This window comes from Bradyrhizobium sp., assembly GCF_017881085.1.
Taxonomy (GTDB): Bacteria; Pseudomonadota; Alphaproteobacteria; order Rhizobiales; family Xanthobacteraceae; genus Bradyrhizobium.
In genome coordinates, this window is record NZ_JADGRI010000091.1 from 1 (window position 1) to 16,635 (window position 16,635).

Annotated in this window: 17 protein-coding genes and 1 tRNA gene; 8 read left to right on the forward strand and 10 right to left on the reverse strand. The window is 63.2% G+C overall.

Annotated features, from left to right (window positions below; all coding sequences use genetic code 11):
- Nucleotides 1-362: 362 nt before the first annotated feature.
- Together QZ213_RS11250 and QZ213_RS11255 are read right to left on the reverse strand one after the other, a co-directional pair.
- Complete coding sequence (locus tag QZ213_RS11250) at nt 363-1,664, reverse strand: ammonium transporter (protein ID WP_291686144.1); 1,302 nt, start codon at nt 1,662-1,664, stop codon at nt 363-365.
- A gap of 161 nt (nt 1,665-1,825) precedes the next feature.
- On the reverse strand, nt 1,826-2,164 hold the full coding sequence (locus QZ213_RS11255; RefSeq protein WP_291686145.1) for a P-II family nitrogen regulator: 339 nt from the start codon (nt 2,162-2,164) through the stop codon (nt 1,826-1,828).
- 242 nt (nt 2,165-2,406) lie between these two features.
- Here QZ213_RS11255 and QZ213_RS11260 point away from each other — a divergent pair, with 242 nt between their 5' ends.
- Nucleotides 2,407-3,285 carry a DUF4339 domain-containing protein gene (locus QZ213_RS11260; protein WP_291686146.1) on the forward strand — a complete coding sequence of 293 codons (879 nt, stop codon included), beginning with the start codon at nt 2,407-2,409 and terminating at the stop codon, nt 3,283-3,285.
- A gap of 6 nt (nt 3,286-3,291) precedes the next feature.
- On the opposite strand, the gene tesB is transcribed toward QZ213_RS11260, so the two are convergent.
- Nucleotides 3,292-4,152, reverse strand: coding sequence for an acyl-CoA thioesterase II (gene tesB / locus QZ213_RS11265; RefSeq protein WP_291686147.1), 861 nt, complete (start codon nt 4,150-4,152; stop codon nt 3,292-3,294).
- Between the two features lie 201 nt (nt 4,153-4,353).
- On the opposite strand from tesB, the gene QZ213_RS11270 reads away from it, so the two are divergent.
- A complete protein-coding gene (locus QZ213_RS11270) occupies nt 4,354-5,574 on the forward strand; it encodes a ubiquinone biosynthesis hydroxylase (protein ID WP_291686148.1) in 1,221 nt (406 codons plus the stop codon).
- Between the two features lie 18 nt (nt 5,575-5,592).
- On the opposite strand, the gene QZ213_RS11275 is transcribed toward QZ213_RS11270, so the two are convergent.
- Nucleotides 5,593-6,531 (reverse strand): alpha/beta fold hydrolase, encoded by a 939-nt coding sequence (locus tag QZ213_RS11275; RefSeq protein ID WP_291686149.1) that lies wholly within the window; start codon nt 6,529-6,531, stop codon nt 5,593-5,595.
- Between the two features lie 3 nt (nt 6,532-6,534).
- Nucleotides 6,535-6,732, reverse strand: a complete 198-nt coding sequence (locus QZ213_RS11280) for a Trm112 family protein (protein ID WP_291686150.1) — start codon at nt 6,730-6,732, stop codon at nt 6,535-6,537.
- A 678-nt stretch (nt 6,733-7,410) separates the two neighbouring features.
- Between QZ213_RS11280 and QZ213_RS11285 the strand changes: the two genes are divergently transcribed.
- From QZ213_RS11285 to QZ213_RS11295, 3 genes are read left to right on the forward strand one after another with little or no spacing between them, the layout of a single operon-like run.
- On the forward strand, nt 7,411-8,307 hold the full coding sequence (locus tag QZ213_RS11285; RefSeq protein ID WP_291686151.1) for a hypothetical protein: 897 nt from the start codon (nt 7,411-7,413) through the stop codon (nt 8,305-8,307).
- A 46-nt stretch (nt 8,308-8,353) separates the two neighbouring features.
- Nucleotides 8,354-8,686: a cupredoxin domain-containing protein gene (locus QZ213_RS11290; RefSeq protein WP_291686152.1), complete on the forward strand. Its 333-nt coding sequence runs from the start codon at nt 8,354-8,356 to the stop codon at nt 8,684-8,686.
- Nucleotides 8,687-8,697: 11 nt separating this feature from the next.
- Nucleotides 8,698-9,528, forward strand: coding sequence for an FTR1 family protein (locus tag QZ213_RS11295; protein WP_291686153.1), 831 nt, complete (start codon nt 8,698-8,700; stop codon nt 9,526-9,528).
- Between the two features lie 7 nt (nt 9,529-9,535).
- Here QZ213_RS11295 and QZ213_RS11300 read toward each other — a convergent pair whose 3' ends face one another.
- Both QZ213_RS11300 and trxA read right to left on the reverse strand, forming a co-directional pair.
- A complete protein-coding gene (locus tag QZ213_RS11300; protein WP_291686154.1) occupies nt 9,536-10,210 on the reverse strand; it encodes an LON peptidase substrate-binding domain-containing protein in 675 nt (224 codons plus the stop codon).
- Nucleotides 10,211-10,235: 25 nt separating this feature from the next.
- A complete protein-coding gene (gene trxA / locus QZ213_RS11305; protein ID WP_291686155.1) occupies nt 10,236-11,141 on the reverse strand; it encodes a thioredoxin in 906 nt (301 codons plus the stop codon).
- Nucleotides 11,142-11,592: 451 nt separating this feature from the next.
- Here trxA and QZ213_RS11310 point away from each other — a divergent pair.
- From QZ213_RS11310 to QZ213_RS11320, 3 genes are all read left to right on the forward strand, one after another.
- Nucleotides 11,593-11,667, forward strand: a tRNA-Gly gene (locus QZ213_RS11310).
- Nucleotides 11,668-12,057: 390 nt separating this feature from the next.
- Nucleotides 12,058-13,320 (forward strand): PQQ-dependent sugar dehydrogenase, encoded by a 1,263-nt coding sequence (locus QZ213_RS11315; RefSeq protein WP_291686156.1) that lies wholly within the window; start codon nt 12,058-12,060, stop codon nt 13,318-13,320.
- 225 nt (nt 13,321-13,545) lie between these two features.
- Nucleotides 13,546-14,127, forward strand: coding sequence for a c-type cytochrome (locus tag QZ213_RS11320; RefSeq protein ID WP_291686157.1), 582 nt, complete (start codon nt 13,546-13,548; stop codon nt 14,125-14,127).
- Nucleotides 14,128-14,140: 13 nt separating this feature from the next.
- Here QZ213_RS11320 and panE read toward each other — a convergent pair whose 3' ends face one another.
- The 3 genes from panE to QZ213_RS11335 all read right to left on the reverse strand — a co-directional run bounded on the left by panE (nt 14,141) and on the right by QZ213_RS11335 (nt 16,621).
- On the reverse strand, nt 14,141-15,061 hold the full coding sequence (gene panE, locus QZ213_RS11325; RefSeq protein WP_291686158.1) for a 2-dehydropantoate 2-reductase: 921 nt from the start codon (nt 15,059-15,061) through the stop codon (nt 14,141-14,143).
- A 103-nt stretch (nt 15,062-15,164) separates the two neighbouring features.
- Nucleotides 15,165-15,902, reverse strand: coding sequence for an SDR family oxidoreductase (locus QZ213_RS11330; RefSeq protein WP_291686159.1), 738 nt, complete (start codon nt 15,900-15,902; stop codon nt 15,165-15,167).
- A 110-nt stretch (nt 15,903-16,012) separates the two neighbouring features.
- Nucleotides 16,013-16,621, reverse strand: a complete 609-nt coding sequence (locus tag QZ213_RS11335; protein ID WP_291686160.1) for a 2-hydroxychromene-2-carboxylate isomerase — start codon at nt 16,619-16,621, stop codon at nt 16,013-16,015.
- Between the last annotated feature and the right edge of the window lie 14 nt (nt 16,622-16,635).

The following is a 16,635-nucleotide window of genomic DNA, read 5'->3' on the forward strand; positions in this document are numbered from 1 at the left end:
CGTCACGGACTTCTTCGAGCTTGAATGGCTTGATGATCGCCATAACAATTTTCATGGGTCCTATCCCCGCTTGGGCCCGGTCCAGACACGACCGGGCGTATCGACTGAGGTTCACCACGCGGAGAGAGTTCACTACGCGGGCACAGCCGAGACCCATAGAATCAAATGCCGTGCCAGAACGGTCATGTTCCCTAACGGACTATGAACGCGCGCGTTTTCGCGCTCTGCGGGAATCGGCCCGACCTGCGCCATTCGGTCGCGCCCAAAAGCTCATCACCCTTGGTCAAAATATAGGCATGTCTGACTCCCGACATAATCATGCCCACCGGGAGGGCAGAAAAACGGTATTCTGATACGAAATACTACTGGAGGGCTTCGCCGTGCTGCGAAATATCGAGGCCTTCCATCTCCTGCTGCAGCGAAACGCGCAGCGGCACGAAGACACTGACCAGCTTGAGCAGCACATAGGTGACGCCGGCGGACCAGGCCAAGGTTACCGCGACGCCGTAGAGCTGGATCAGCAGCAGTTGCGGATTACCTTCGATCAGGCCGGAGGTCCCGCCGATCGAGCCGGCGGCAAACACCCCGGCCAGCAGAATTCCCGTCATCCCGCCGACCCCGTGGACGCCGAACACGTCGAGCGAATCGTCGTAGTTGAACCGGCGCTTCACCGTGGTGCAGGCCCAGAAGCAGATCAGCCCGGCGACCACGCCGATGACGATGCCGTGCCAGGGCGCAACGAATCCGGAAGCCGGCGTGATCGTTCCGAGACCGGCCACCGCGCCGGAAATCATGCCGAGCACCGACGGCTTGCGCTGGATCGACCATTCAACCGCGCCCCAGGTCAGCGCGCCGGCGCAGGCGGCGAGATGGGTCGCGGTGATCGCCATCACCGCGCGCGAATTCGCCGCCAGCGCCGATCCGCCGTTGAAGCCGAACCAGCCGACCCACAACAGGCCGGTGCCGACCACGGCCAGCGACAGATCGAACGGCGACAGGTTCTCGGTGCCATAGCCATGGCGCCGGCCCATCACGACGGCCGCGACCAGGCCGCCGGCGCCGGCCGACAGATGCACCACGAGGCCGCCGGCGAAGTCCAGCACACCCGCGGCGCCGAGGAAGCCGCCGCCCCAGACCCAGTGCGCCAGCGGAATATAGACGAACATGAACCAGCCTATGGAAAACAGCAGATAGGCCGAGAACCGCATCCGGTCGGCAACCGAGCCCGCCACCAGCGCCACGGTGATGATCGCAAAGGTCATCTGGTAGAGCATGAACAGCACTTCCGGAATCGTCTTCGCCGCCGGATTGACGCCGTCCATCGTCATACCTGCGAGAAACCAGCGATCGAGCGTGCCAAGCCAGGGACCGTCGCCGACGAACACTAGCGAATAACCGAACGCCACCCAGAGAATGGAAATGATCGCCACCGCCGCAAGGCTTTGCGCCATGGTCGCCAGCACGTTCTTCTTGCGCACCATGCCGGAATAGAACAGCGCCAGGCCCGGTATCGTCATCATCAGCACGAGCGCCGTCGCAACGATCATCCATGCGGTGTCGGCGGCGTTGATCCCGGTGGTTTGTGCCAAGGCCGGCGTCGCGAACAATGTCGCAAGACTGATCGGCGCAGCCAGCTTCGCTGCGCGAGACGAAAGTGCCCCCATGGTATTTCCCCAGCAGTGTCTTGATAGCCGCATCGCGGCGTCGTTGCCCGATGCGGCGGGAGTGAATCCGGAGCGTTTTCGAGCGAAGTGGATTCGCGTGAAGAAAACGCGTCGAACAAAAAAGGTAGAGTCTCGGTTCTGATGAAATCAGAACCGGGACTCTAGAGCGCGTCGCTGTCGGTTTCGCCGGTCCGGATTCGCAGCGCGTGATCGATTGGCGTTACGAAGATCTTGCCGTCGCCGATCTGGCCGGTGCGGGCGCTCGCGGTGATGACGTCAACCGCCTTGTCGGCGAGCTCGGACGAAACGGCGATTTCGATTCGAAGCTTGGGCAGGAAATTCACCACGTATTCGGCGCCGCGGTAGATTTCGGTATGGCCCTTCTGGCGCCCGTAACCCTTGACCTCGGTGACCGTCATGCCGTGGACGCCGATGGCGGTCAGCGCCTGGCGCACCTCGTCCAACTTGAAGGGTTTGATGATGGCAACAACGAGCTTCATGGTCGGGCTTTCATTTCTGTCGAATTCCGGTGGCCGCCTGGCCGTCCAAGTCCAACTCCAAGTCTGGCAGCTTTTTGTGCAAATGACACAAAAAGTTGCAATGAGAAACCGAAATCGATTGCCGTTTTTCACGGCGGTTCGCTAGGCTTGCCGGGGGGAGCAGGGAATTTTCCAAGACAATTCGATTTTTTGCCAGCGCTCCTGCCGGCGCCGCCCACAACAGCGCCCCTGAGGGGAGTAAAATGGTCGACCGATCCTGGTTCTTTGCGTCCCAAGGCCAGCAGCACGGGCCTTACCCCGAAGCGCAATTCCGCCAGTTCATTGCCGCGGGGACGGTTACCGCGGAGACGCTGGTGTGGACCGAAGGCATGGCGAATTGGCAAAAGGCCGGGGATGTTCCCGGCCTCTTAGCGGGCGCCCCTCCCCCGGCCATACCACGGCCCGGCGGCCTGCCCATGAGCGGCGGCTATGGTGGCGGCTCGCTGTCGGTCGATTTCGGAATCTGGGATTTTACCTGGCGCAGCCTGGTGCTGGCCATCAGCTTTCTGTTCATTATCCCGGTGCCGTGGGCGCTGCTGATGTATTGCCGCTGGATCGTTTCCTGCGTGCACGTTCCGCAGCGGCCAAATCTCGGTTTCACCGGCCGCGCGGTCGACCTGACGTGGTTCTATGCGGCCGTGTTGCTCTACATCCTCGCGGCATCGAGACATTCCCAAATTTTCAGCCTTGCGGCCAACGTCGTGCAGCTGGTTTTGTACTGGCTCCTGATCAAATGGTTCATTGCGAACCTTACTTCGAACGGCCAACCACTCGGGTTGCGCTTCTCGGGCTCGTTCTGGGGCTTCCTTGGCTGGAGCCTGCTGGCCTTCGTTTCCGTCATCACCATCATCGGCTGGGCGTGGGTCTACGTGGCGCAATTGCGCTGGATGTGCCGTCACATCGAGGGCACGCGGCGCGCCGTCGTTTTCAATGGCACCGGGCTCGAGTTTCTTTGGCGCGCGATTGTGACAGCGCTGCTCAGCGTCTTCATCATCCCCCTGCCGTGGGCGTACCGCTGGTTCAGCCGATGGCTCGCGTCGCAGACGACGCTGGTGGACAGAGGCGCGCTCGCCAGCGCGTAAAACGCTTTACTTGCGCTGGCGCAGCGAGCCTTCCTGCGCCACCGAAGCCACCAGCGTGCCGTCCTGCTTGAAGATCATGCCGCGCGTCAGGCCGCGGCCGCCCTGCGCGCTCGGCGAATCCTGCGCGTAAAGCAGCCATTCGTCGGCGCGGAACGGCCGGTGAAACCACATCGCGTGATCGAGGCTCGCCGGCATCATGCGCTTATCGAACAGCGTGCGGCCGTAACGCGCCATGGCGGCATCCAGCAGCGAGAAGTCCGAGGCGTAGGCCAGCGCGCACATGTGCAGCGCCGGATCGTCGGACAGTTTTGAGGCGGTGCGGATCCAGACGTGGATGCGGCCGTCCTCGATCTTTTCGCCGAAATAGCGGTTGAGCTCGACCGGGCGCAGCTCGATCGGGCGGTCGGATTCGTAATAGCGGCGGATGAATTCGGGCATCTCGCGGAAGATCGGCTGCTTTGCCACTTCCTCGGCGGTGAGCTTTTCCGGCGGCGGCACGTCGGGCATCTTGTCCTGGTGGTCGAACGCGCTTTCTTCGTCGACATGAAACGACACCATGATCGAGAAGATGGCGTTGCCGTGCTGGATCGCCGTGACCCGTCGGGTCGAATAGCTCTTGCCGTCGCGCAAGCGTTCGACTTCGTAGATGATCGGTATCTGCGGGTCGCCGGGCAGGATGAAATAGCAGTGCAGCGAATGCGGAAGGCGGCCTTCGACGGTGCGGCACGCCGCCACCATGGCCTGCCCGATCACCTGCCCCCCGAACACCCGCTGCCAACTGGTCTTCGGGCTGTTGCCGCGAAACAGGTTCACCTCGATCGGCTCCAGATCGAGAATGGAAATCAGGTCAATCAGGCCTTTGGACATGGCAGCGCTTTCGTTTCTTGGTCATTCCGGGGCGTGAGCGAAGCGAACGAACCCGGAATCTCGAGATTCCGGGTTCACGCGAAGACGCGTGCCCCGGAATGACGATGGGGCAGAATGCTGCCCTTGTCTCAGGCCCCTGTTTCGCCCAGCTATAGTGATGTAGCAAGTCCAGTCTATGACCTCGGTGAGTAAGGGTAAGGCATGCCGGCACAGCGAAGCATTGTCATTGGCGGCGGCGCGTTTGCAGGGCTGGCGCTGGCGCTGGCGCTGCGCCAGGGGCTCGGCGCCGATATTCCGGTCATCGTCGTCGATCCCGCGCTTGGGTTAAGGCCGAGCCGCGACCCGCGCGCGACCGCCATCGTCGCTGCCTGCCGGCGGCTGCTCGATGCCGTCGGGGTGTGGGATCAGGTCGCGGCCGGCGCGCAGCCGATCCTCGACATGGTCATCACCGATTCAAAACTCGAAGACGCCACCCGCCCGGTGTTTCTGACTTTCGGCGGCCATGTCGAGCCGGGCGAACCCTTCGCGCATATGGTCGAAAATCGCCAGCTGATCGACGCGCTGCTGGCGCGCGCCGAAGCCGAGGGCATCGATCTGCGCGCCAGCGCCGTGACGGATTTTGTTTCGCGCGCCGACGGCGTCGATGTGACGCTGGCGGACGGCTCTACGATCGAGGCGAGCCTGTTGGTGGCGGCGGACGGCGCGCGTTCGAAATTGCGCGAACGCGCCGGCATCGCCACCCATGGCTGGGACTACGATCAGTCCGGCATTGTCGTCACCGTCGGCCATGAGCGCGATCATCACGGCCGAGCCGAAGAGCATTTCCTTCCCGCCGGACCCTTCGCGATCCTGCCCTTGACCGGCAAACGCTCGTCGCTGGTATGGACCGAGAAGCGGGCCGAAGCGGCGCGCATCGTCGCTCTCGGCGAGGATGAATTTCATGCAGAACTGGAGCAGCGCTTCGGCCTGCATCTCGGCGAGATCAAGGCCCTCGACAAGCCGCGCGCGTTTCCGCTGAGCTATTTCGTGGCGCGCTCGTTCATCGGCGAACGGCTGGCGCTGGTCGGCGACGCCGCGCATGTGATTCATCCGATCGCGGGGCAAGGCCTCAATCTGGGGCTGAAGGATGTCGCGGCACTGGCCGAAGTGGTCGTCGACGCCGCGCGGCTCGGCATGGATCTCGGCCAGGCCGACGTGCTCGACCGCTATCAGCGCTGGCGGCGGTTCGACACCATGGCGATGGGGCTCGCCACCAATTCGCTGAATCTGTTGTTCTCGAACGAATCGAAATTGCTGCGCGCGATGCGCGATATCGGGCTCGGACTGGTCGATCGCGCGCCGCCGCTGAAAAGCATGTTCATCCGCCAGGCCGCGGGCCTTGCCGGCGAGGTGCCGCGGCTGTTGAAGGGCGAGGCGTTGTAGGCGGTAAAACCGCGACGATCAGCGCGCGTCGCTGGCGAGGATGAAAGCCGCGACGGCCTCGATGAGGCCGGGGTCAAGCGCCCGCTCCGGCTGATTGTAAGAGGCCATGTCGTCGGCGTCGTCGGCAACATCGACCAGAACGTGATTCATGTCCGCGAGCCAAAGCGGTTTCGCCGCCGGCGCGGCCGTGGTGAGCGCAATGAAATCCAGCCGCGCCACCTGCCGGTCCCGGCCGCCTCCGGCGATCAGCGTCGGCGCCGAGATCGATTTCAGCGGGACGATCGGGTCCTCCGTGAAGGCGGAGGCGATGCCGGGCTGCATCGCGGGGGGAATCGACAGCCCCGTCGGCGGCGGATCGACGGTCTGGCCGGACATGATGTCGTCGATCGCCTTGGCGATCGGCTTGAACATGTCGGGAGCGAGCGTCTTTTCAAGCTGCGCCTTGAGCAGGTCGCCCTGCCGCCGGGCGGCGGTGGCCAGCAGCACCAGGCCGTCGACGGGGACGCGCCGCGCGGTCAGGATCGCGACCAGCCCGCCCTCGCTATGTCCGGCCAGAACCACCCTGGAGAATTTCCCGCTGCCGCGCAGGTAATTCACCAGCGCGGCTGCGTCATCGACATAATCCTTGAAGCGAAAATCCTCCGGCCGGCCGAATTCCGGTTTCCATCCGCCTGCCCCGCGCTTGTCATAGCGGAGCGTCGCGATCTTGCGCGCGGCCAGTTGCTCGGCGAGTTTCTTCAATGTCGCGGGCTTGATCTGCGGTCCGTTGCCGTCACGGTCGGTCGTGCCGGAACCCGCGATCAACAGCGCGACAGGCGGACGTTCGACGTCCGGCGGCACCGACAGCACCGCATCGACGGCACCGACGCTGATTTTTTTCTCGTCGGCGGATACGTTCGCGGCCATCCCTGACAGGCCAATGACTGCTAGCGTGAGAACGATCGTCGGGCCGCGCATGCGCTACTCGATCTTCCGCGCCTCTTCCGGCAGCATGATCGGGATGCCGTCGCGGATCGGATAGGCGAGTTTCGCCGAGCGCGAGATCAGTTCCTGCCGCGCCGCGTCGAACTCGAGCGGCCCCTTCGTCAGCGGACAGACCAGGATCTCCAGCAATTTGGGATCGACGGTGCCTTCAAGGCGTTCGGGTGGCGCAGTCATGTTTTTGTCTCCGACTTGTATTCGCTCTGGATTTCTGTAGACGCGTTTTCCTTACGCGAACCGGTTTCCCCTTCGCTCGAAAACGCTATAGCACATTCTATTCGGTTGAACGGGCAGATGGCGCCTTATCGCGAGGCGCTCTGCAGCAGTTTGTCGAGCACCGCCTGCTGCCGCTACCCCGGGGCAAGGGCCTGTCCGACAGCGCAAAGCCGACAACCCCCCAATAGAGGATGTGCGCGCGGGAGCGCGCCACTCTGGGCGCAAGCCCCGAGGCCCTGAGCAGTCTCTCCAAATAACTCACCCGGCGGCGGTCGATCGCCTGCAACGCGCGGCGCGCCACGGGATCGGGCGCCGCCCAGATGGACCGCGTTTTCGAGCGGCCTGCGTGTTCGGGTCAGGCGCGCTGGGCAACGCTCTCGCCACGCGCGGCCGGCACTCCGGCTGGATGGCGCTCGGCACCGTGGTCGCGCTGGCGGTCGCGGGGTATTAGTGGACGATCCGGAAAAGTGGGAACCGGTTTTCCGAAAAGATCATGCTCAACCAAGCGACGAGATCGCCGGCCTTTGATCCAGCGCAACACCTTAGAATGCCTCTAGTTTAGAGCGAGTCTCTTTGCCCGCCCGGCAGCGAGACGCTAGCTGTGGGCATCCATTGGAGATGCGGCTGGTGAGTAAAGGGATGCGACGGGCGATTCAATCCGGGCGTTTTACGGCGATCGCGTTCTGCGCGTCGGCCTGCCTTTGGCAGGGCGGCGCAGCGTACGCCGAGGACGCCAGTTCCTGGCGAGAGCTCGAAACCAAGTACATTTTCGGATTTACCACCGGCTCCGGCATCGGCCTGGAGGGTGAGAAGGAATTCACCGTCGACACGGTCGGCCGGTTCGGCAAGCGCGACGGTCACTACGCCGCGACCGAGACCAAGTACGAATTCGAATTCACGCCGTCGCAGTTCGTCCAGATCGAATTCGGCGCGCTCGGCTCGACCCATAATATCGGCGCGGTGACCGATCTCGATGGCCGCAACCAGGCCGCCTTCGCCGGCGGCTTTGCAGAATTCCGCTATCTCGCGCTCGAACGCACCTCGAACAATCCGCTTTCGGTTACCGTCGCATTCGAACCCAACGTGCGGCTGGTCGACGAGACCAGCGGTGAGCGGGTGCATAATTACGAATTCGAAACCACGATCAACGCCGATCTCGAACTGATGAGGAACCGGCTCTATGCCGGGTTCAACCTGCTCTACGAGCCCGAGGTCACTAAGACCATGTTTGACGATACCCGGCGGGAAGCCACGTTTGGCGGCTCGGCGGCGCTGTCGGTTCGGGTGCTGTCCAACGTGGTGCTCGGCGGCGAGGTCTGGTATCTCCGGCATTACGACGCCATCGGTTTGACGGCCTTTACCGGCGACGCCGTCCTGGTGGGGCCGTCGCTCTATATCCAGTTCACGCCGAAAATGTTCATGACCGCGGCCTGGAATGAGCAGGTCTGGGGCCGCGAGATCGGCAATCCGGTTTCGCTCAATCTCGCAGAATTCCAGCGCCATCGCGCCCGGCTGAAGTTCGCCTGGGAATTTTGATTTTCGTCAATATAGGAAGGGATGACAGGTGTTTGCTGTGCCGATGATGAAAAGACTGACACTGGCCGCCCTCTGCGCGATCGCGACGCTGCAGGCGGCGCCGTCGCAGGCGCAGCAGGCGACCGAGATCCGGCTGACCTATTCCAACGGCCAGTTCCAGCCGAGCCAGGTGAGCGCGCCGGCCGACAAGCCGCTCTCGTTCCGGGTCAAGAACCTCGACTCCAAGGCGATGGAGTTCGAGAGCACGTCGCTACGGGTCGAAAAGGTGGTTGCCGCCGGCACCGAAGGTGTCATCAACGTGCGCGCCCTGAAGCCCGGACGCTATGAATTCTATGACGACTTCAACGACAAGGCGCGCGGCGCCCTGACCGTGCAATAGGTGAACCTTCCGTGCTGGCCGCCCTCATCATCGTCTTCCGCGAGGTGTTCGAAGCCGGACTGATCGTCGGCATCGTGCTCGCGGTGACCGGCTCGGTCCCGCACCGCAATCGCTGGATCGGCGGCGGGGTGCTGGCGGGCGCGCTTGCGGCCTGCATCGTCGCGGCCTTTACCGGCGCGCTGTCGCAGCTGTTTGCGGGCATGGGGCAGGAGTTGTTCAATGCCGCCATTCTCGGCGTCGCGGTGGTGATGCTGACCTGGCACAATGTCTGGATGGCGCATCATGGCCGGGAAATGGCCGGCGAACTGCGCCAGGTCGGCCAGGCGGTTGCGGACGGCAGCAAGTCGCTGCTGGCGCTGGCAGTGGTGGTTGGCGTTGCCGTCCTGCGCGAAGGCAGCGAGGTCGCGCTGTTTCTCTATGGCGTCGCCGCCTCCGACGGCGGCTCGGGCTGGAGCCTAGCAATCGGCGGGTTAATCGGTCTGGCGCTCGGAGCCGGAATTTGCCTCCTCACCTATTTCGGCCTGATGCGGATTCCGCCGCGGGCGCTGTTCGCCACTACGACTGCCCTGATCACCCTGTTGGCGGCCGGCATGGCGACGCAGGCGGTGGCTTTCCTCGAGCGCGCCGATTGGCTTACCGCGCTCGACACCGTGGTCTGGGACACCGGCTGGCTGCTTCCGGAGAACGGTATCGCCGGCCGCACCTTGCATACCTTGATCGGCTACACCGATCAGCCGACCGAAATGCAGCTGGTGGTCTATGCCACGGTGCTGCTGGTAACGTTCCTGCTGATGCGGCTGACCGGATCGCAGCCCGCCGACCGCGCCGTCGCTGTCGGCTGACGGGTAACTATTGCAGCGGCGGATCCCCGCTGGTGCGCTTCTTGGCCAGATCCATCTCGGTGACCGCGACCAGGATTTCCGCCCGCGTCTTGAGGTCGGGCGCTTCCAGCATCGCCTGCTTTTCCGGCGCGCCGTAGGGCGACATCATCGCCAGCGCGTTGACCAGGGCCTCGTTGGGCGCGTTCTCGACGCCTTCCCAGTCCACCTTGAGATTGTTGGCCTTGAGAAAATCCGTCAGCACCGCCAGCAGCGCCTCGCGGTCGACCGCTTCCTCGCCCTTGCGCGCGGTGAAATCGTCGATGAAAGGGAAGAAATCCACCTTGCACTGCCGGTACGGGGTCAGCACGGCCATTTCCTCGATTACCTTGAAGCGCGCGATGCCGGTAAGCTCGAGGATGTAGCGGCCGTCGCCGGATTCGGCGAGCTGGGTGATGCGTCCGGCGCAGCCGACGCGAAACAGCTTCGGCTTGGCCTCGTCCAGCGTATGGGAAACGTCGGGCTGGATCATCCCGATCAGCCGATGGCCGTCGCGAAAGGCGTCGTCCACCATCGCCAGATAGCGTGGCTCGAAGATGTTGAGCGGCATCTGGCCGCGCGGCAGCAACAGCGCGCCGGGCAGCGGAAACACCGGGATCACCTCAGGAAGGTCGCCGGGCCCGCGATATTCGGCATTGATCGGCATCGGCGGTCCAGGTGTTCGCGGGTTGTTACGAAAACAGAATGGTCGACAGCCGCTTGCGCCCCTCAACGGTGGCCTCGTCGCCCGGCCCCCAGGCCTCGAAGAACTGCACCAGTTGCTTGCGTGCGCCGTCCTCGTTCCACTTGCGGTCGCGCTTGACGATCTCGAGCAGGGCTTCCGTCGCCTCGGTGCGCTTGCCGGAGGCGTTGAGCGCGGTCGCCAGATCGAATCGCGCCTGATGATCGAGCGGGTTTGCGGCGACTTTCTGTTCAAGTTCGGTGACCGGGCCGACCGCCTTGGCCTGCTCGGCGAGATCGAGCGAGGTCTGTACGGCCTTCACAGCCGCATCGTTGCGTTTCGATTCCGGCACCATGGCCAGCGTCTGCTTGGCCTGTTCGACGGCGCCGGTAGCGACGTAGCATTTCGCCAGCCCCGCGAGTGCGGCGATATTGGTGGCGTCGGCTGCGAGCACCTCGGCATAGATTTGCGCCGCGGTGGCGGGATCGCCCTCGGCCAGAACGGCTTCCGCCTCTTTGAGGATTTCGGCGATATTGGGTTCGCCCGGCATGCCCGCGGTCAGCTTGTTGATGAAGGCGGTGACCTGGCTCTCCGGCACCGCACCCATGAAGCCGTCGGCGGGCTGGCCGTTGACGAAGGCGATCACGGCCGGGATCGACTGGATTCCCATCTGGCCCGGGATCGCCGGATGTTCGTCGATGTTCATCTTGACCAGCTTGACCTTGCCCTGGGCGGCGCGGACCGCCTTTTCCAGGATGGGCGTCAGCTGGCGGCAGGGGCCGCACCAGGGCGCCCAGAAGTCGATCAGCACCGGCTGGTGCTTCGATTCCTCGATGACGTCCTTCACGAACGTCTGGGTGGTGGTTTCCTTGATCAAATCGGGCGTCGGTCCGCTGCCCTGCTCTACTATCGTCACGGGAATCCTCGCCTGATGTCTTGCGGATCGCGGCTGTTCTAGCACGACCGCCGGGGTGGTTCAGAGATCTTCTCACCCAGATGGCGGTTTGCGGGGAAATTTCAATCGGTTCGGGAGCGGCGATCGCCTCGGCGAGACGCGCGGTCGTTTTGCCGGGGCGGAGATCGGGCGGATGGCGCACCCGCGGGCCGCATTTGACCGGGAATGAACTGCCGGCGAGCCTCCGCGGCTGCTCCGGAAAACGGCTCGAACCGCGACGCGCCATCCGGGCCGCCTGGCGGCTTGGCGGCGGAACGAACGGAAACCGCGGTCTGGCGACCATTAGGAGAGGTTTTGGGACCAATTCGGGGTTCCATCGCCGGCCCGAAGCCGTCCGTGGCTGTTGCATTCGCGGGCGGCATTTGGCATAGCTCTGCCCGTTGTCGGCGGGTGCGCCGACAATCTTTCGGATGCGGGTGTAGCTCAGTGGTAGAGCACGACCTTGCCAAGGTCGGGGTCGAGGGTTCGAGCCCCTTCGCCCGCTCCAGAAATTCCAAGATGGCAGAGTTTGACGAAGGCCCGCTGACAGGCGGGCTTTTCGTTTTGAGACACAGGTCACGGCGGCCGCTGGTCGGGTGCATCGCCTTTGGCCCATTCGACGAGTTCAGCGACGATCGCAGCGCTGCAAAACGATTTTGGCTCCTGCCGCGGCTCCAATCGAACGCATACCTGCCCCGAATAATTCCGGGGCTTGAAGAAATTTCTTCTCAAATGGTTCGGACCCAACCGGGACGCACGGCAACGCTTCTCAGCCGCAACGGATGTGATAGCATTCATCCGTCTGATCCACCTCACAACAGACCAAATTGGCGTCTCTCAAGGGGCGTTGAAATTAAGTAACAGAAGCAGCCGCTTGGCTGCATAGGGGAGTGACGCGATGAAATCGGCCTTCAATCGATCCATTCTTGCGCTCGCAGCGGTCGTCGTTGTCGCGGGGGCCAGCCAGGCCAACGCACAGCAAAAACCGCTCCATAGCTATCAGTCCGGAACCAAGGAATTCTGGACCCATCCGCCGGATGACTGGTTCCTCGGCGACGAGACCGAAGCCCAAAAGGGCCTCGCGCCGCCCTCGGGTCCGCCGACCGGCGCATCGGAAGCCGAACTCGCGGCGATGATGAAAAAGATAAAACTGCCGCCGGGCTTCAAGATCGAAGTCTATGCGCCGGGCGTGCTGGCCGCGCGGCAGATGGCCTGGGGCGACAAGGGAACGCTGTTCGTCGGCTCCTTCGGCCTCGGCAACGTCTACGCCATCAAGGACAATGGCGGCAAGAAAGAGGTCAAGACCATCCTCAAGGGCCTCAATATGCCGACCGGCCTCGCCTTCAGGGACGGCGCCCTCTACGTGATCGCCACCGACAAGCTGATCAAATACGAGAACGCCGAAGCCAATCTCGACAATCTCGGCTCCGGCAAGGTGGTCTATGACGACATGCCGTCCTACGCGGCGCACGGCTGGAAGTACCTCGCCGCCGACAAGGACGGCTGGTTCTACATTCCGTTCGGACCTCCCTTCAACATCGGCATTCCGCCGACCAGCGTATCGCAGATCCGCCGCGTCGATCCCAAGACCGGCAACGCCGAACTGGTGGCGCTCGGCGTCCGCAACAGCGTCGGCGGCGACGTCGATCCGCGCAGCGGCAAATACTGGTTCACGGAAAACGCGCGCGACTGGATCAGCGATGATCTGCCGAGCGACAAGCTCAACATGATCTCGAAGCCCGGCGAGCACTTCGGCTATCCCTATTGCCATCAGGGCAACCTGCCGGACACCAAGTTTGCGATGGGTCACAAATGTTCGGAATTCACGCCGCCGGTGCTCAATCTCGGGGCGCACGTGGCTCCGCTCGGCATGAAATTCTATACCGGCGATCAATTCCCCGCCGAGTACAAGAACAACATCCTGATCGCCGAACACGGCTCATGGAACCGGCATAAGTATCAGGGCGGCCGGATCATGCGCGTGATCGTCGGTCCGGACGGCAAGAATCCCAAGCAGGAAGTGTTCGCATCCGGTTGGATCGAAGGCGACCAGGGCTATCTCGGCCGGCCGGACGACATCATTCAGGCCAAGGACGGGTCGATCCTCGTCGCCGACGACTGGGCCGGCGCGATCTATCGCATCAGCTACAGCAAGAAGTAAGGCTTGAAGCATCAGGGGCTGCGGCCGCTCGGGAACGAGTGGCCGCAGCTTCGCGTTTTCTTGAGTGGCGATCCAATTTAGGTCGTCATGCCCGGACTTGATCCACGGCATCCATCAAAAGACAATTTCTTGCAAGAGAGATGGATTGCCGGGAGCGCAGGCAGGTTTACGTAGTCTGCGCAAGGCAGACCACTATGCCCGGCAATGACGAGAAAGAGGATGGTAATGCGGATTGCTTTTGTTGGTGTGCTGTCTGTTGCAATGATCTGCGGATCGGTCGCCCATGCCGCCGACGCCGCTGCGGCCAAGGAAAAGGCCGCGATATGCGCCGGCTGTCACGGCGACAACGGCATTTCGCAGACCGAGAACATTCCCTCGCTGGCGGGCCAGCCCGATCAGTTCCTCCAGTGGCAGCTGGTGTTCTTCCGCGGCGGCTCGCGCAAGAACGAACAGATGCAGCCGATCGCGGAAGCGATCGGCAATGAAGACGTCCGCGCGCTCGGCGCCTATTTCGCCGCGCTCACGCCGCCCAAGGCGACAACGCCCGACGACAATCCCGATCTGTCCGCGAAAGGCGCCCAGGCGGCGGCAGGCCGGCGCTGTGCCTCATGCCACACCGATAGCTTCGCCGGAACCAAGGCGGTGGCGCGGCTCGCCGGCCAGCGCGAGGAATATCTGGTCAAGGCGCTGCACGATTACAAATCGGGCGTGCGATCCGGCGGCGCCGGTGCGGCGATGACGGATGTCGCCTATCCCCTCAGCGACGAGGAAATCGAAGCGCTCGCGCATTATCTGGCGCATCTCTGACGACGGGGAGTTGCTACCCCCGCTGGTTCTCATACGCCCTGAGATGCGTATAGGCGGTGCGCAGTTTCGGCACCGGCACCTTGGCGGCGTCGCCGCGCTTGATCAGATCACCGATCACGTGATCGGCTTCGACCGGTGCGCCCGCCTTGATGTCGCGGAACATCGATGCGGTCATCGGCGAGCCCTCCGTGGTCAGCATGCCGCGGGTGCGCTCCAGGAATGGCGGGCGCGGTCCATAGCCCTCGGCCTCGGCAACCGCGCTGCATTCATCGAGCATGCCCAGGATAAAATCTCTGCCGCCGGGTGCTGCCAGGATCTGGCCGACGGAAGCGCGCATCAGACAGGTCGAGGCCGCCAGTGAAGCGAGGAACACCCATTTCTCCCACATGTCCTGAAGAATGGTCTCGCTGGCGACCGAGCCGAACTTGCCGCTCGCCATCATTTCGGCGATGGCGCGGACCCGGTCCGATAGATTGCCGTCGCGTTCCCCGAAGGTCAGCGACTGCATCGGCTGAAGGTGAACGACCTCGCGCTTGTCGTTGAGCGTCACCGCGATCGCGCAGAGGCCGCCCAGCACACGATCGCGCCCGAACTTCCTGTCGAGCACGTCGAGGTGCAGCATGCCGTTGAGCAGCGGGATGATCGAAGTTTGCGGCCCGACAGCCGGTGCAAAGGATTTTATCGCATCGTCGAGATCGAACGCCTTGCAGCTCAACAGAACGACGTCGAACTTTTCAGCGAGATCGTCCGCCTGCACCGCCGGAGGGTCTTTCAGCGTCACATCCCCGTTGGGACTCCTGATCACGAGGCCGGCGGCCGCGAGTTCGGCAGCACGCCCGGGGCGGACCAGAAAGGTCACGTCGCCGCCGGATGCTAGCATCCTGCCGCCGAAATATCCGCCGATGGCGCCGGCGCCGACCACGAGAACGCGCATTGTCTGGATCCTGCTAGTTGTTCTTCGATGGCGAATAGTGAGTGGCGAATAGGGAAGAGCCCATATTCGCTACCCGCCAATGGCTACTCGCTATTCGTCCCTCTTACCACTTCTCGCCGAACGGGCGAATTTCAAGCTCAAACGTCCAGGCGCTGCGCGGCTGCTGATAGAGCTGCCAGTAGGAGGCCGCGACCGACGCCGGCGGCATCAGCAGATCCGGATTGTCGAGCGCTTCCTTGCCCCAGATTTTTTCCCGCCGCTCCCTGACCCAGGCGGTATCGACGCCGGAATCGATGACGAGATGCGCGACATGGATGTTCTTCGGCCCCAGCTCCCGCGCCATCGATTGCGCCACGGCGCGCAAACCGAATTTGGCGCTGGCAAAGGCGGCATAGCCGCTGCCGCCGCGCAAGGAGGCGGTGGCGCCGGTGAAGAAGATGTTGCCCTTGCCGTGCGGCAGCATCAGCCGCGCCGATTCCCGGCCCGCGAGGAAACCGGCCCAGCAGGCCATTTCCCAGACTTTGCGGAAAACGCGGTCGGTGGTCTCCAGAATCGGGAAGTTGACGTTGGCGCCGACGTTGAAGATGCAGACCTCCAGGGGGGCGTGCTTGTCGGCGTCATTGAGGAACGCGGCGACCTCGTCCTCCTTCCGCGCGTCCAGCGAGCGGCCGACGATCGATCCGCCCGCGGATTCGATGTCCTTGACCAGCGGCTCGAGCTTCGCGCCATCGCGCCGGCCGGCGAAAACCGTAAAACCTTCGGCGGCGAATGTCTTGGCGATCTCGGCGCCGATATAATCGCCCGCGCCGATCACGGCGCAGGTGGCGTTGCGTTTTTCCATTCTGTGCACTCCATGCCTCGTCATTGCGAGGAGCGAAGCGACGAAGCAATCCAGCTTTCCGATTGGGCGAGAGAATGGATTGCTTCGCTTCGCTCGCAATGACGGTGTGGCTATTTCCCGGAAATCATTTCCTCGACTTCGCGCAACTGCTCCTTGCCGAAGAACATTTCCTTGCCGACGAAGAAGGTCGGAGAGCCGAACGCGCCGCGCTCGACCGCATGTTGCGTATTCTCGATAAGCTGGGCCTTGACCTCGGGTTCTTGCGCACGCGCCAACAGTCTTGCGCCATCGAGGCCGGACGCGCTCAATGCCTTCACGGCCACTTCGGGGTCGTCCATTTTCTTCGGCTCGACCCACATGTGATGAAACGCCGCGTCGACATATTTTTCGAATACGCCTTCCAGCTGTGCGGCGACAGCGGCGCGCATCAGATTGAGGGTGTTGACCGGAAAGAACGGATTCCAGATGTAGGGCTTGACGTGAAAGCGCTTGATGAATCGTTCGGTCTCCAGCGCGTGGAATTCGCGCTTGTTCTTGATGCCGGCGAGCGTCTCGGCGGGCGACTTGTTGTTGGTGGCCTTGAAGATGCCGCCGAGCAGGATCGGCACATATTCGAATTTCGCGCCGGTGCGTTGTTCGATCGCCGGGATCGCCTCGTGACTGAGGAATGCATTGGGGCTGCCGAAATCGAACATGAATTGCGGGGCGGCTGGGCTCACGGCGGTCTCCCTGA